Raw genomic sequence first — 14,545 nt, forward strand, 5'->3', positions numbered from 1 at the left:
TAGGTGACACCTGCCATGATGGGAAGGTTCTGAGCCACTTTACAGTCATTTTTCTTGGCGGTGGTTAGTTCGAAAAAAGTGGGCGTATCGGCCTGCGGGTCATACACAGTATGCAGCTTTATGCCGCCTTTGGTTTTTCGGAAATGCGCCCACTTAAACTGGTTTAAATTTAAGTCAATGGTCGTGGAATCAATCAGGCGAACCATATCACTGGCCGCTCCCCGAGGCAGATGGCTTCTGACCTTTTGTAATAGAAAGAAAAAGGTTTCTGCGAAAATGCTGGCCGCCCGAGTGCTGTTGGCATCTGACAATGAAGAGCGCTTTATGCGAGAGACACCCAAATGGTAATGGTGGTTGTGGCAGGTATTAAAATTCTCAACCAGATCCCGAATGGAAACCCGGCTGGCCAGTTGAGCAAACATCATGGCAACGAGCTGAGTCCAGCATGACAGAGTCCTGATGCGATGATCCCCGTTGTGGCGATCAACGACCTTCTGAAACTGGTGACGTGGGATTGTTTTGAGTAACTGTTGGAAAACGCTGTTATGATGCTTCATGTCTGTCTTTTTTGTTTTGTGAAATAGCTGTCTCGACAACCGCTATTTTACCGCAAACCACTAAAGACAGGCATCTCACGCCTTTCTCGATTTTTTTAACCGGACAGCAGTGATTACAACTACAGAAAAAACTTTCTATAGCAAATCATTCTCTGGATAGAGCAGAAACGCTTGCCTCTTCTATGAATGCGCTGCTATCAGCAACATCCAAACTTCACGGTCAGCTACAGGATGAGAGCTCAAAACTTAGAGATTCCCTCATCCACAGGGAGCAGCAACTTACAAATATACTCGAAGCTCTTAACCCGGCAGAGACTCCCGACTCAGGAGGTTTCACCACGGACAAAGAGCATAACTACTCTGAACTTCTGGAGCTGATTCATGAGCGCCCAGAGCTATCCACCCTTGTGCAACAACTATTAATAAACAAGCGGGAAGGTAGAGAAGATAGTTTCAATATCCGATTTGCGTCCGAGGAAGGACAATACATACACGATGAAGAGGAAACCATAAGCGAAGGATCTACTCAGCAAGAAAGTTCATCTGAAGAGTGGGATGTCATTGACGAGGTAGGGCCCACATCATCGTATTCTCTATTATTAGACTCCTACAGCATGCTGCCAGCACAGGATTATCCTGAGGCTGTATATCACTCCTCCCCCGACAATTATGACTATGGATATGATCCTGTATCAGATTATGAGGGCGAGGTAGAGGCAACAACCAACTCTAGCTCTATGGATTTCCCACCAGAAGAGCTCGCTATTTCTCATAGCAGCGCCTCCTCGATGAGATCATCCATTTCCGAGGTGGAACAGCCTTCTCAAGAAGCTGTGCCAGAACCTTTTGAAGCATCCCGTGAAGCGGTGTTTGGCCACCTCAACCAGAGAGAACGAGCGTTAAAACAGAGAATTCAAAGAGGGTTAAATCGTGCAAGCCACAGGGCCCCGGCCCCTCTCCAAAAAATATTTACAGATCTGGCACAGGCATTAAATAACAGCTCATCTGCCATGCCACAATGGCCGGAATTGAAAGAGCAGCCATCATGGAATCACCAATTGGTCGAGTATGCGATCTTTCGCTTGGGCATAAAATCAAGTCATCGCCGCTCCTGCTCATTTCTTGATATTCTGGACGAGAGTTCTCCAGCCTACCTCTTTGCTTTGGTATCCATCGTAAATGGTGACCTGTTAAAACCAAAAGGCGCAGCGGCCCATGCTCTGGATAAGGTCAAGGCCCCAAAACTGGGGATATTCCAACCATCAGGGCTGCAATGCAAAAAAGCTCATGCGAACTTTTGTTTATGGTGTAAAGAACCCTATTCACCAGTTCTTACTCAGGCAAACTTGTCAGGTATCGCCTACATTCTAAAGCCGTCAGCACAGGAGTATTACAAGGTTCTTGCAACATACTTCCTCAAACGAATGGAAGTGGGCAAACCAATTCCGGGAACCGTCTTACGCCTTGAAACAGAAGAGCGTAACAAACTGTCAACAGCAGCCAATTATCTCGGCACCCATAATTTACCCTTACCCACCTGTATGCTGAGTCTTCATCGTCTCTGGGGAATTTATGCTGCGGAGGAAATTCTCAAATTAGCAGGTATAACTTTTGAAACAGTGGACATTCAGGAAGGAGCCCATCAACTCAGCCTCTTACATGCCGTAGTCGGCAGCGATGGGAATGAATACTACAACACCGCACTGGAGAACATTTTACAAAGCGAATCCATCAAGACATTAGGGCAGAATCTGCTCCGCTTTAACAAAAAGAACCCAGAGTGGCATTTGAGGCCAATAGAAGGGACAACTGTTGGGGAATCGCCCGTCACCACTGCAAAATACCTTCTAAGTTGCATTTACCATCTGGGATTTGACAAGATGAGCTCCGCGCTCTTCTTACAGCAAAAGAGCCCCATTTTAAAGCTATTTACCAGAGAGCCCGAGGCTGAACCACTACGAACAATTCTCAAACAAGTTATCGCTTTAAAACTTAGCAGCTGCACTAAAAACTCTGAACGCCAGTTTATAAGCAGGATGCAGGAGTTCAACACTATCTATCCCAGTATTAAACAGCTGAAACAGCCAAGCATGGATGAATTTCGCCAATCTCTGCCTGAGATTGAATGGGCAGACGGCACGACATCAACAGCCCGCATAACGCCCTCCGCTCATCGACCAACTCGCAAGAGAACCAGAGCAGCGCAGCCATCAGCCTCGGCAACAGCTCGCCCCACAAAGAGAGGAAGGGTTCAGCCCCCCAAAAAAAAGCCCAAGGGCAAACAGAGAGCTCCCCGTACAAGAAGTGAAACAGTGAGCAAAACAACTCGCCGAAGGATGCTCTTTGAATTTGTGTAGCTAGACTAAAACAGAAACGGATTTTCAGAGGCAACCATGCCAAAGCCAGTTCCACCAAGGCAAACACCAATAGAACTCACAGAGTTCCGTCGCCAGAACACTCCGGCACTTACTGGAAAAGCTGACTCTTCATTGATTGAAGAAGGCTCCACAGATAAAGGGGTTTCCGTTACCCGCCACGAGCCAAATGTCGCCTCACTCAAACAGGGAGTTCATCTGACTACTCCGATAGCCAAACGAAAGATATCTTTGGCCACATGGGTAACGAGCCAGTGGAACGAAATGATTCAGTGGCTGAAAAAAAAGATAGTCTACGAACCCAGTACGGCTATGAACAAGCTGAAAAGGGCCAGCACATCTTTTCTTCCCCATCATCTTGCCACCAATGGGAACAAGCCATCTGCACGAGTTAATGAATTTCATCATTATAAGCAGTACCCAAAACGCCTGAAAAAATTTCTGGCCGAAGTCCAGAAGCTGGATAAAAAATACGGGCTGCTGACAGATAAGGGAAATAATATTATTGAGAAACTCCTGAAACCAGAATCCACAGCATCAGGGACAAACCTGAACGCGCTGAAAGTAGCAGCAGCTAATCATGGCATTACCCTGAATGCCCTTCGGGTTTCCGACAACTCAGAGACAGGGCTGGTAGAAATGAAACTGATTATGAGCGATGAGCAACTTGAGGCTTTTGAAAGCTCTCAGATCATGAAAGCTTATCAGCTTTTTCTGATTATCGAAGGATTGCACACAGCCGTTAGTTTGCGCAAAGGCGAGCTTATCGAAGATGACAGTCGTCGTGGCAAGGCCGAGAAGAAAGCATTAGACCACCTCACCAGTTCTCTGACTCAAATGAGCGATCTGACAACCGGGCTATGCCATGCAGCGATGAAAGAAGAAATGCCCGAGCTGTTCATGGATGATTTTTATACCGCCCTGAGCGTGCAGGATAAAGATGGTTTTTCCCACTTTCGCTCAGGGACAGTCCAGCCTCGGGGAGGCTGGAAAGATAGGGTGTAAAGCTTATTGAGAACCCCCCTAAGCCACAGCTTCCTGCTGGCTGAGAACCCGATAAAGAATATCCTCAACATCATGCAGGTTATCCGACTTTTTACCCTGCTCTTTCGCCATTTCATCATAACGACGCAAGGCCAGAACCTCTTCAAGGTCACCGCGGCTGCTGAAATCAGAAACTTCGTCCATTGTCATTACACCGCCCTGCCAGCGTAATGTTTCCCGACTGGCCTCAGAGAGCTGGTCTTCATAGCCAGGTTCAATAGCACATAGATACCGTTTGGCCTGTACATGGCTGGCCACCAGGGTTGTCACTCTTTCAGGAAAGCCAGTATTGAGAAGATAGTCAGCCCCCAGCCGGTCATGGGCGACTACACTATAGTTCCCCATTGGCTCAACACCATCTATTTCCAGCAAGTGCCCAATATCGTGAAGAAACGCAGCTGCAATAATTTCTTCATCACGACCATCCACCATAGCTAGATCGGCCGCCTGAAGAGCGTGTTCAAGCTGGGTGATATCCTCACCATACCTTTCGCCGCCATACTGGCGGTACAGGTTCACTATTCTGGCAACCGCTTTCTTTATTCTCATGCCTGTATTCCAGCCAGAAATTCTGGCGGCCTTCCTCTGTGACAAGCGTTATCGGTTTACTGCTGCATATTAAGAGCGTTCCAGCTTTCGAGTCAGCTTTTCTATAATCCTTGAAACTGCTACAAACCCGAACGTCGCCGTAACCATGGTTGCCGCACCAAAACCACTGGCGCAATCCATTTTCATGGATTCCATATCGGCTGTTGCTCCCGGCTTTTTCTCGCATACGGAGCCATCTGGCTGGGGGTAGCGTGCGGCCTCTTCAGAGAACACACACTCAACGGCAAAGCGACGTTTGCTGTTCTTCGAAAAATTATATCGGTAACGGAGGAAATCCTTTACCTTTTTCGCCAGTGGATCCTGAAAAGTTTTTGTCAGATCAGTAACCTTGATCTTAAGAGGGTCCACCAGCCCGCCTGCGGCCCCAACGGTAATCACCGGGATTTTATTGCGCTTGCAGTGGGCAATAATAGCCGCTTTCACCCGAAAACTGTCGATCGCATCCAGAACATAATCAAAGCGCAGATCAAGGTACTCGCCAACATTATCATCGGTGACAAAGTCATCAATTTCGTAGACATTGATGTCCGGATTAATGGCTCGCATACGATCAGCCATAACCGCAATTTTGGATTGCCCAATGGTTTCTTTCAGTGCGTGAATCTGTCGGTTGGTGTTGGTGACACAGATATCATCAAGATCAATAAGAGTGACTGAGCCCACCCCGGTTCTGGCCAGTGCTTCCGCCGCCCAGGAGCCAACACCGCCAATACCGATAACACAGATATGAGCATTGCGCAGCTTGTCGGAAACATCACTGCCATACAGGCGCCGGGCACCGCCAAAACGAGAAGAATAACTGTCTAGGGACATGGGTTTTCAGAACGTACAACTGGAAATTGCCCGATTATATCACCCCTTACATTGCAAAGGCGTGTCTATACTGCTCACCGGACTTCTTTGGAGATATCTCCGTGTTCCCAATTCCCCGAGCAGCTTTTCTGCTGGTTCTGTTTATTTTCACAGCAACAACCGAACTGGCAACAGCAGCACCGCAACCTCTTTCAGAAACCTGGAAGCTCTATAATGATCGTTACCCAGCCATACAGCTGCCAGAACTTAAGAAAGCGATAGATGATAAAACGGTGACTTTGATCGATGCCAACAGTCCGGAAACATACAGCAAGGGCCATATTCCCGGAGCCCTGTCGCTACCAGCACTCATAAAGAAAGAAGAGACTCGAACGCTCCCATCCAACAAGGCTGAACTGATCGTGGTTTATTGTGGAGGGCCGCAGTGTTCCGCCTGGTTTAAAGCTGCAGATTATGCAGTTAAACAAGGGTACAGAACGGTTCGCCATTACAAAGGGGGGCTTAAGGAGTGGAAAGAAAAGGGAGAGTCGCTGGAAACATCTCCCTTATAAGACATTACTGCTGATAAGTATTCTGCACCCGCTGCACATATTCCTGATATTGAGTTCCTGATATTGAGTTCCTGATATTGAGGCACGGTTACTGCAGCAAGAATACCGATAATAGCGATGGCAGGCAGTATCAAACCACCAACCACAGTGAGCGCACTATTGGCTGCTGGTGGTGGATTCTATTTATTATTCCCTTTTGTTCCAGGTGCAAATACCAGCAACAGCAGCAGCAACAGCAACAGCAACAGGGTAATCCGACCCTACAGCTGTCCCTCACACCTTCTGAGAATTCTCTGGTTACTGCTTCCTCGCCAAGGGAGATTCAGGCTTCTTTTTTCTTGTACATAAGGCCCGTCGATCAAAACATCAACGTATTCAACAACGGCTTTTTGCTCTTCATTGAGATCCTGAACCTCATAGCCAGTCCACATCCAAATATCTTTCTCCGGGTACATCTCTTTAGCCCGGCGAACCAGTCGGCCAATATCTTCAAGGTTTCCAGGATAAAGGGGGTCACCACCTGAAAGAGATAAACCGTCACGGTGAATGCGGCTGTCACCCAAGTCTTTCAGAATTTTCTGTTCCAACTCTTCAGTGTAAGGGTATCCAGAATCGGGTTTTATTGTGGATGCATTATGACAACCAACACATTTGTGTTCGCAACCACTGACGAAGAGGACACAACGTGTCCCCTCGCCATTCACAACATCCAGCGGATAGTAATTGTGATAGTTCATGATTACAGATGCTTTACCCGACGGGTGACTTCTTCCTGCTTACCCTTAATAAAAGGGCGACTGTTAGGCTGACCAAGATATCCACAAACACGACGGGTTACAGACATTTTGGTGGAATCCCGGTTTTTGCAGGACGGGCACTCAAAACCGCGGGCGGTTGCTAAAAATTCGCCTTCATAACCACACTTGTAACAATTATCAATGGGCGTATTGGTTCCGTAATAAGGCACCTTGTCGTAGGTGTAATCCCACACATTTTCCAGCGCTTTGGTGTTATTCTGCATATTCGGGAACTCGCCGTAACAGATAAACCCACCAGAGGCATGAGTTGGATAATTCTGTTCGAAATCAACCTTGTCGTAGGGTGACACCTGCATTTCCACATCAAGGTGGAACGAGTTGGTGTAGTACCCCTTCTCTGTGACACCGGCAACAACACCGAACTCTTTCTCATCCAGACGGCAGAAGCGGTCACACAGGCTTTCACTCGGAGTTGAGTACAGACTGAAACCATAACCGGTTTCTTCTTTCCAGCGATCTACAGTTTTACGCAGGTATTCAACAACTTCTACGCCTTTTTGCTGCAGTTCATTACAGTCATAAATATGCTTGTCGCCAAACAGGGCATTGATGGTTTCGTGAATGCCGATGTAACCCAGAGAAATACTGGCCCGGCCATTCTTGAACACTTCGCTGATCATGTCAGTAGGCTTAAGGCGAACACCGCAGGCACCTTCCACATAAAGAATTGGAGCCACGCTCGCTGGAACATTATCTAAACGATGAATACGGCTCATCAGCGCATCTTTAGCGACTGCCAGACGCTGGTCCAGAATTTCATAGAAACGTTTTTCATCGCCCTGACTCTCCAGTGCCACGCGAGGGAGGTTCATGGAGACAACACCAAGGTTGTTGCGGCCATCGTGAACAAGCTGACCATTTTCCTCATACACGCCCAGAAATGAACGGCAACCCATCGGAGTTTTGAAGCTTCCAGTCACTTCTACCAGCTTGTCATAATTAAGAATATCCGGGTACATGCGCTTGCTGGCACATTCCAGAGCCAGTTGCTTGATATCGTAGTTTGGGTCTTCTTTGTCGAAGTTAACCCCTTTACGAATAGCAAATACCAGCTTGGGGAAAATAGGGGTTTTCTTGTTGCGGCCCAAACCACGAATACGGTTCTTGAGAATGGACTGCTGAACCAGTCGCTCTTCCCAGCTGGTGCCCAGACCAAAGCCAAAGGTTACAAAAGGCGTCTGGCCATTGGCGGTGTGCAGAGTGTTGATCTCATATTCCAGCGCCTGATAAGCATCGAAGCAGTCTTTCTCAGTGCGTTCCAACGCATAAGCATTGGCTTTTTCTCCACTATCAATCCAATGCAAGCCCTGCTCAAGATGTTTCTCATAAGTTTTGCGCACAAAAGGAGCATGGATACGGTCAATCTCATTGATGCTGGTACCGCCATAAATGTGGCTGGAAACCTGAGCAATAATCTGGGCAGTAATTGCCGTGGCAGTTAGAATGGAACGAGGTTCTTCAATCTCCGCATTACCCATTTTAAAGCCATTCTTCAGCATGCCTTCTACATCAATCAACATGCAGTTAAACATAGGGAAAAACGGCGAGTAATCCAGGTCGTGGTAATGGATTTCACCGCGATCATGAGCTTCAGACACGTGACGGGGTAAAATATGCTGGCGAGCATAATGACGGGCAACAACCCCTGCCAGAAGATCTCGCTGGGTAGGAATGATTTTACTATCTTTGTTGGCATTCTCATTCAGGATCTGTTCGTTGTCCTGATTGATAATGCCGAGAATTTCCCTGTTCAGGGAATTGCGGGATTCACGCTCAATATCCCGGGTACGACGAAACTCAATGTAACAACGAGCCGCATTTTTGTAGCGGCTGTGCATCATAATATTCTCAACCCTGGCCTGCAGATCATAGATATCTACAGTCTCCTGCTCTTCAAAAGCCTGATGTACCTGTTGAGCCACCGAGCGAGCAAAATCATCATCTTTAAGACCGGCATCATTCATGGCACAGGCCACAGCTTTGACGATTCGGCTTTCGTCGAAACGCTGGCACGAGCCATCGCGCTTGATGATATCAGTCATATGATACAGCTCCGAATATAAGATAAATGAAGAGTCAGGAATGCCATATATTGTGCAAGTGAAATAAAAAAAATACTATATATGGTTTTCGACGACAAATACTCTCTCAAAGACGACAACGGCGCAATATCGGATTTTCGCAGCTTTAAAACATAAAGATTCGGTAAAAATTCGTAGTTAGTGGTTGCAATCGCTCTACCCCTTGGGTGCTTTTCCACGACATAAGATCAAAGTTATAATCTTAGAAATCTGGCACATTTTCTTGCTGTTTTTTCACAATCACTTGCTTTCTAAAAGTCATTTATTAGCACCCTAATACAACACTTTATCCGCACGACTCTGGTCGACCGGAGTGCCACCTATCACTCTATGAGGTTTCAAAATACATGGACGCTGAGAGCCTCTATGGGTTGGTGACTGGCCTTGGCGACTACCTGGTGACCCACAGCCAAAAAGCGGAAACATCACCAGTTTTAATGTTATCTCCATACGCAAAACGCCCCGCAATTTACGGGGCGTTTTACTCTCAGTCAGCAGTCGCTATTACGCGACACACTGAGGTTTGGCGAATACAGCCAGACCACCTTGAGAAGTTTCACGGTATTTGCTCTGTAGATCCAAACCAGTGCGGTACATAGTCTCGATGCAGGAATCCAGAGAGACTTCGTGGTTACCGTCGCCACGCATAGCCATACGGGTAGCGGTGATCGCCTTGATCGCAGCCATGCCGTTCCGCTCAATACAAGGAACCTGTACCAGACCACCGATTGGGTCACAGGTCATACCAAGGTTGTGTTCCATGCCGATTTCCGCAGCATTCTCAACCTGGTGCACGTTACCACCCATAACAGCAGCCAGAGCGCCAGCCGCCATAGAACAGGCAGAACCGACTTCAGCCTGGCAACCCGCTTCTGCACCAGAAATCGTTGCGTTCATCTTGTACAGCATACCGATAGCGGCAGAAGTAGCGATGAAATCACGTACCCCCTTGTGATCAGCACCATCAATAAAGCGCGTGTAATAAGCCAAAACGGCAGGGATGATACCGGCAGCACCGTTAGTAGGTGCAGTGACAACACGACCACCGCAGGCATTCTCTTCATTCACGGCCATGGCGAACAGTGTCACCCAATCCATGATAGAGAAATGATCCTTCAGCATGGCTTCAGGGTTAGCCATCAGCTGCTGGTGCATAGAAGATGCACGACGCTTCATATTGGAAACAGGCAGCTCACCTTCCATACGCAGACCCCGGTCGATGCAATTACGCATCACATCCCAAATAGCGTCGATGTTAGCGCTGACTTGCTCTTCATCACCACCGGCCAGAACTTTTTCATTAGCCATAACCAGTTCAGCAATAGTCAGCTTATGCTGTTCGCACAGTTGCAACAGTTCAGCAGCATTTTTAAACGAGTAAGGAATAGAAGGTACGTCGTCTACAGGGGAATCGGTACCGTTCTGTTTGTCCTTGCTGTTGAACTCATCGGCACACACAACAAAACCGCCACCAACAGACAGATAAGTCTTGTAATAAACGACAATGCCATTTTTATCGGAGGCGTAAATACGCATGCCATTCGGGTGCTCCAGCTCTTCACCGAAATGGAAAACCATCTGATGGTCATAGTTGAACGGAATGTCACGTTCACCAGCCAGCTTCATGACTCCCGTATTTACGATGTCTTCAAATGCCTGATCGGCTATATCTGGATCAACGCCATCAGGACGATAACCAGCCAGGCCGAGAATGGCTGCTTTATCGGTGCTGTGACCTTTACCAGTCAGAGCCAGAGAGCCGTACAGACCTACACGAACAGAAGAGATGCTGTCGAGAATGCCTTTCTCACGCAGATCATTCAGGAAGCGATGGCCAGCCCACATAGGACCAACTGTATGGGAGCTGGAAGGACCGATACCGATCTTGAAAATGTCGAAAATGCTTAGGGCCATGATCGATGCTCTCTATTCTGAATAGGTGACGACTGTCATGAGACCCGGTAGGGACAATGGATCTTTGACAGATCGGGAAGAAGAAGGAGGAACAGGTTCCTGAATTGGCGGCGATTGTGCCGCTTACAACCCTTTGAAACCAGTAGGGGGAAGCGCAAGCTTCCCCCTAAATTCGCTATGCAGTTGCTATTCGTACGGTTTTACAGCAGCTGGGAAGCAATGAAACCAGTGATCGCGATAACACCCATAACCAGAGTAAAGATGTTGATAGCAGAGTCATACTTGCGCATGGCAGGTACGCGTTTCACTGCAAATACAGGCAGGATAAACAAAATCATGGCCAGGATAGGTGCCACCAGAGATTCGATCATACCCATTACAGATACGTTAGCGTAAGCAACAGCCCAAACAGTCAGGGTGATAAAAGCAATGATGCCCTTATCAACCAGCTTCATGTTTACTTCACGACCTTCGCGCTTGGCTTTGTTTACGATCATGCCCTGCAGGCCTTCACGGGTACCCATGTAGTGACCGAAGAAGGAAGAGCAGATAGCCACAACAGCAACCAACTGAGCCATCCAGCCGAAGATTGCATTATCAGTACGCTCAGCAAATACAGACAGGATAGGCAGATTAGAAGCCTTTGCTGCCATCAATTCAGCAGGAGACAGTGTCAGTACACAGGAGTATACGAACAACATGGTGAAACCAACCAGCATCATGGATGTACGCTTCAGGGTACGGCTGGCTTGCGCTTCAGCATCGTTACCCAGATCTTTGCGGTATGCCGTTGCAAAGGAAGAAACAGCTGGAGAGTGGTTGAATGCAAATACCAGAACCGGAATGGTCAGGAATACAGTTTTAAAGAAGCCAGCCATAGTGATAGGCGCATCAAACTGTGCAGTGGTCCACTGAGGAATCAGGTACAGGGAAGTACCAAACAAGATAGCGATCAGCGGATATACCAGAGTGTTGGTTACTTTCAAAACCAGCTTCTGACCACCAACCATGATAGCAACCAAGCCTGCAACCAAAACAAAGCTCAAGATGGCACGGTTAGGTGTTTCCATGCCCATCTGGTTAACCATCAGGGAAGAAATAGTGTTGGTGATACCAATGCCGTAAATCAGCAGGATTGGGTAAATAGAAGCAAAGTAGCCCAGAGTAATCAGAGCGCCAGCTTTAGGGCCAAAGTGTTCGGTTACGGTCTGGGTAATGTCAGCATCAGGGTTTTTAGAAGACAGGCAAAGGCGAGTCAAACCACGGTGCGCAAGAAAAGTCATAGGACCGATCAGTACGGTCATCAGAATCAGAGGCCAGATACCACCCAGACCAGCGTTAATGGGCAGGAACAATACACCAGCACCAATCGCGGTGCCGAACAAAGCCAGCATCCACTCAGTATCACGCTTGCTCCAGCTTTTTGCTTTCGCATCTACAGTGCTAGCTGCACCCTGCATAACGCCTTGGGTCATACATATCTCCAATGAGTGTCGGAATAGGCTTGAAAAATAGAAAGGAGTAAAAAGGGGGGGCTTCCTTTCGAGGGCGCAAACTTTAAGGGATCAGACAGACGTAAAACATTGATCCATGTCGTATTTTTATTGTGTAAAATTTGCGTCTTTTGCGTAATTTATTTGTCAACAATTTGAAAAGAGGAGGTGAACACTATAAGGAATACGAACAACTATCAGGCATAAAAATGAAAAACCGATACAACGAAAGGAGATAGCCGCAGTTTTTTTCTATCTGAAGATAAAGAGGTTAAGCAGATACAGTGGTACGCCCCCGCACCACCGATCACACACTGGAATCAGCGTATGTGATTCTATACAGAGCGCTGACAAAGTCAACAATATTTGAATTATGTAACCACTAGTTGAATAAAAGGTCTATTTTCAGCTACTTTTTCAACAATCATTGAGTTTTTACTCGCCAATAGAATTGAAAATATAAACAAGTCACCATCATCTTCACTTCCCAACACCGTATACGCTCCCTACAATCAGCACACTTAACAGTGGAAACCCTTATGCAGATCACGGTTAACAACCAGCCCCGTGAGCTGGGCGATATAGCCATTACCCTGACTCAACTTCTGGCTCAGATGAATGTGCCAGAAGCGGGAACTGCAATCGCCCTCAATCAGAATGTTGTCTCCCGCTCAAGCTGGAATGATCAGACACTGGAGCATGGCGATCAGGTGATGATTATCCGCGCCACAGCTGGCGGTTAAATCTCAGTTTACATAACAGACTCTTCAGGACTTTCGCCTTCGATGCTCACCCTCGCAAATCAAACATTTACTTCCCGTCTTCTTCTCGGTACAGGTAAGTTCAGCAGTAGCCAGGCTTTAACCGATGCTGTTAACAATTCCAAAACAGAAATGGTGACTATGGCTCTGAAAAGAGTCGACCCCAGCAGTCAGGATGACGATATTCTTGCTCCGCTTCATGAGTGTGGCGTTAATCTTCTGCCTAACACGTCCGGCGCCCGCACAGCCGAAGAAGCCGTTTTTGCTGCGCAACTGGCTCGTGAAGCTCTTGGAACCTCTTTCCTCAAACTGGAAATTCACCCAGACCCCCGTTATTTGATGCCCGACCCGGTTGAAACCCTGAAAGCTGCAGAAATACTTGCTAAACAAGGCTTTCATGTTCTTCCCTATATTCACGCTGATCCGGTTATCTGCCGTCGTCTGGAAGATGCAGGATGTGCCGCAGTAATGCCTCTGGCTGCACCGATTGGCAGCAATCTTGGCCTTCGCACTAAAGACTTTATCCAGATTATTATTGAAAGCAGTCAGGTTCCGGTTATTGTTGATGCTGGAATTGGCAGCCCGTCAGATGCGGCAGAAGCGATGGAAATGGGCGCCGACGCGGTTCTGGTGAATACAGCTATTGCAGTTGCTGGTGATCCAGCGGCTATGGCAGATGCTTTCCGCATGGCCGTTATCGCTGGTCGGCAAGCATATAAAGCTGGGCTTGGTGGTCGGCAGCTTGTTGCTGAACCCAGTAGTCCATTAACTGCTTTTCTGGACTAGTTATGACAGGGATACAGAAGAATTTCACCGATACATTCCAGTCTTTAAGCTGGGATGACGCGCGCATGTCCACGCACAGTTACACGGCGGCAGATGTACAGAGAGTTCTCTCCCGCCCCCATAAAACTGTTGCTGACTTTCAGGTTCTGATCTCCCCTGCGGCTGAACCTTTTCTTGAGAAGATGGCTTCTATTAGTTTACAGATGACTCGTAAGCGATTTGGCAATACTGTCCAGCTTTACATACCTCTGTACCTTTCCAACAAATGTCACAATATCTGTACTTACTGCGGTTTCAGCCTTGATAACTCCATCCGCCGGGAAACCCTGACAACAGAGCAGCTGGACAAAGAGATCGCAGCGATCAAACGTATGGGGTTTGAGCATCTTCTCCTTGTGACCGGTGAAGCTCCTGGCACTGTTGGCATGAAGTACTTTAAGGAAGTCATACCTTATATAAAGGAGCACTTTTCTCATCTGAGCATAGAAGTACAGCCGTTGGATCAGGATGAGTATGTTGAACTGATAGATCTCGGCCTGGATGCTGTCATGATTTATCAGGAAACCTACAATCGCCCAGCTTACGCAAAATACCATAAGCGCGGCAACAAACAGGATTTCGACTATCGCCTTGAAACTGCAGACAGGCTGGGTCGAGCAGGTGTGCGTAAAATCGGACTGGGGGCGCTATTAGGATTGGAAGACTGGCGAGCCGATAGTTTCTTTGTTGCCAGTCACCTGGAT

13 protein-coding genes are annotated in these 14,545 nt (G+C 47.6%); 6 read left to right on the forward strand and 7 right to left on the reverse strand.

All coding sequences use genetic code 11. The features are described 5' to 3' along the window. Window positions 1-557: DUF4372 domain-containing protein (locus QMA35_RS18860; protein WP_281648700.1), on the reverse strand; the 557-nt coding region annotated here is incomplete at its 3' end. A 182-nt stretch (window positions 558-739) separates the two neighbouring features. Here QMA35_RS18860 and QMA35_RS18865 point away from each other — a divergent pair. Together QMA35_RS18865 and QMA35_RS18870 are read left to right on the forward strand one after the other, a co-directional pair. Next, window positions 740-2,914, forward strand: coding sequence for a hypothetical protein (locus tag QMA35_RS18865; RefSeq protein ID WP_281648701.1), 2,175 nt, complete (start codon window positions 740-742; stop codon window positions 2,912-2,914). Window positions 2,915-2,950: 36 nt separating this feature from the next. Further along, window positions 2,951-3,937, forward strand: coding sequence for a hypothetical protein (locus QMA35_RS18870; protein WP_281648702.1), 987 nt, complete (start codon window positions 2,951-2,953; stop codon window positions 3,935-3,937). Between the two features lie 18 nt (window positions 3,938-3,955). Here QMA35_RS18870 and QMA35_RS18875 read toward each other — a convergent pair whose 3' ends face one another. After that, window positions 3,956-4,525: an HD domain-containing protein gene (locus QMA35_RS18875; protein WP_281648703.1), complete on the reverse strand. Its 570-nt coding sequence runs from the start codon at window positions 4,523-4,525 to the stop codon at window positions 3,956-3,958. Window positions 4,526-4,594: 69 nt separating this feature from the next. Next, window positions 4,595-5,398: a tRNA cyclic N6-threonylcarbamoyladenosine(37) synthase TcdA gene (gene tcdA, locus QMA35_RS18880; RefSeq protein ID WP_281648704.1), complete on the reverse strand. Its 804-nt coding sequence runs from the start codon at window positions 5,396-5,398 to the stop codon at window positions 4,595-4,597. Between the two features lie 101 nt (window positions 5,399-5,499). Between tcdA and QMA35_RS18885 the strand changes: the two genes are divergently transcribed. Further along, a complete protein-coding gene (locus tag QMA35_RS18885) occupies window positions 5,500-5,949 on the forward strand; it encodes a rhodanese-like domain-containing protein (protein WP_281648705.1) in 450 nt (149 codons plus the stop codon). 260 nt (window positions 5,950-6,209) lie between these two features. Here QMA35_RS18885 and nrdG read toward each other — a convergent pair whose 3' ends face one another. The 4 genes from nrdG to QMA35_RS18905 form a co-directional block, all read right to left on the reverse strand. Next, window positions 6,210-6,686, reverse strand: coding sequence for an anaerobic ribonucleoside-triphosphate reductase-activating protein (gene nrdG, locus QMA35_RS18890; protein WP_281648706.1), 477 nt, complete (start codon window positions 6,684-6,686; stop codon window positions 6,210-6,212). A 2-nt stretch (window positions 6,687-6,688) separates the two neighbouring features. Further along, window positions 6,689-8,809 (reverse strand): anaerobic ribonucleoside-triphosphate reductase, encoded by a 2,121-nt coding sequence (nrdD, locus tag QMA35_RS18895; RefSeq protein WP_281648707.1) that lies wholly within the window; start codon window positions 8,807-8,809, stop codon window positions 6,689-6,691. Window positions 8,810-9,352: 543 nt separating this feature from the next. Continuing rightward, window positions 9,353-10,762 carry an L-serine ammonia-lyase gene (locus tag QMA35_RS18900; protein WP_281648708.1) on the reverse strand — a complete coding sequence of 470 codons (1,410 nt, stop codon included), beginning with the start codon at window positions 10,760-10,762 and terminating at the stop codon, window positions 9,353-9,355. A gap of 200 nt (window positions 10,763-10,962) precedes the next feature. Continuing rightward, window positions 10,963-12,237, reverse strand: coding sequence for an aromatic amino acid transport family protein (locus QMA35_RS18905; RefSeq protein ID WP_281648709.1), 1,275 nt, complete (start codon window positions 12,235-12,237; stop codon window positions 10,963-10,965). A 557-nt stretch (window positions 12,238-12,794) separates the two neighbouring features. Here QMA35_RS18905 and thiS point away from each other — a divergent pair. From thiS to QMA35_RS18920, 3 genes are all read left to right on the forward strand, one after another. Next, window positions 12,795-12,998, forward strand: coding sequence for a sulfur carrier protein ThiS (thiS, locus tag QMA35_RS18910; RefSeq protein ID WP_281648710.1), 204 nt, complete (start codon window positions 12,795-12,797; stop codon window positions 12,996-12,998). A gap of 42 nt (window positions 12,999-13,040) precedes the next feature. Beyond that, window positions 13,041-13,802 (forward strand): thiazole synthase, encoded by a 762-nt coding sequence (locus QMA35_RS18915; protein WP_281648711.1) that lies wholly within the window; start codon window positions 13,041-13,043, stop codon window positions 13,800-13,802. Window positions 13,803-13,804: 2 nt separating this feature from the next. After that, window positions 13,805-14,545 (forward strand): radical SAM protein (locus tag QMA35_RS18920; RefSeq protein ID WP_281648712.1); only part of this gene is annotated, 741 nt, incomplete at its 3' end.

Origin of the sequence: Parendozoicomonas sp. Alg238-R29, assembly GCF_947331445.1 — a bacterium.
Taxonomy (GTDB): Bacteria; Pseudomonadota; Gammaproteobacteria; order Pseudomonadales; family Endozoicomonadaceae; genus Sansalvadorimonas.

What these genes read in the sequence shown, in the direction of transcription:
- QMA35_RS18900 (WP_281648708.1), bottom strand. Translation starts at nt 10,762, where the DNA reads ATGGCCCTAAGCATTTTCGACATTTTCAAGATCGGTATCGGTCCTTCC.
- nrdD (WP_281648707.1), bottom strand. Translation starts at nt 8,809, where the DNA reads ATGACTGATATCATCAAGCGCGATGGCTCGTGCCAGCGTTTCGACGAA.
- thiS (WP_281648710.1), top strand. Translation starts at nt 12,795, where the DNA reads ATGCAGATCACGGTTAACAACCAGCCCCGTGAGCTGGGCGATATAGCC.
- QMA35_RS18905 (WP_281648709.1), bottom strand. Translation starts at nt 12,237, where the DNA reads ATGACCCAAGGCGTTATGCAGGGTGCAGCTAGCACTGTAGATGCGAAA.
- tcdA (WP_281648704.1), bottom strand. Translation starts at nt 5,398, where the DNA reads ATGTCCCTAGACAGTTATTCTTCTCGTTTTGGCGGTGCCCGGCGCCTG.
- nrdG (WP_281648706.1), bottom strand. Translation starts at nt 6,686, where the DNA reads ATGAACTATCACAATTACTATCCGCTGGATGTTGTGAATGGCGAGGGG.
- QMA35_RS18915 (WP_281648711.1), top strand. Translation starts at nt 13,041, where the DNA reads ATGCTCACCCTCGCAAATCAAACATTTACTTCCCGTCTTCTTCTCGGT.
- QMA35_RS18875 (WP_281648703.1), bottom strand. Translation starts at nt 4,525, where the DNA reads ATGAGAATAAAGAAAGCGGTTGCCAGAATAGTGAACCTGTACCGCCAG.
- QMA35_RS18870 (WP_281648702.1), top strand. Translation starts at nt 2,951, where the DNA reads ATGCCAAAGCCAGTTCCACCAAGGCAAACACCAATAGAACTCACAGAG.
- QMA35_RS18865 (WP_281648701.1), top strand. Translation starts at nt 740, where the DNA reads ATGAATGCGCTGCTATCAGCAACATCCAAACTTCACGGTCAGCTACAG.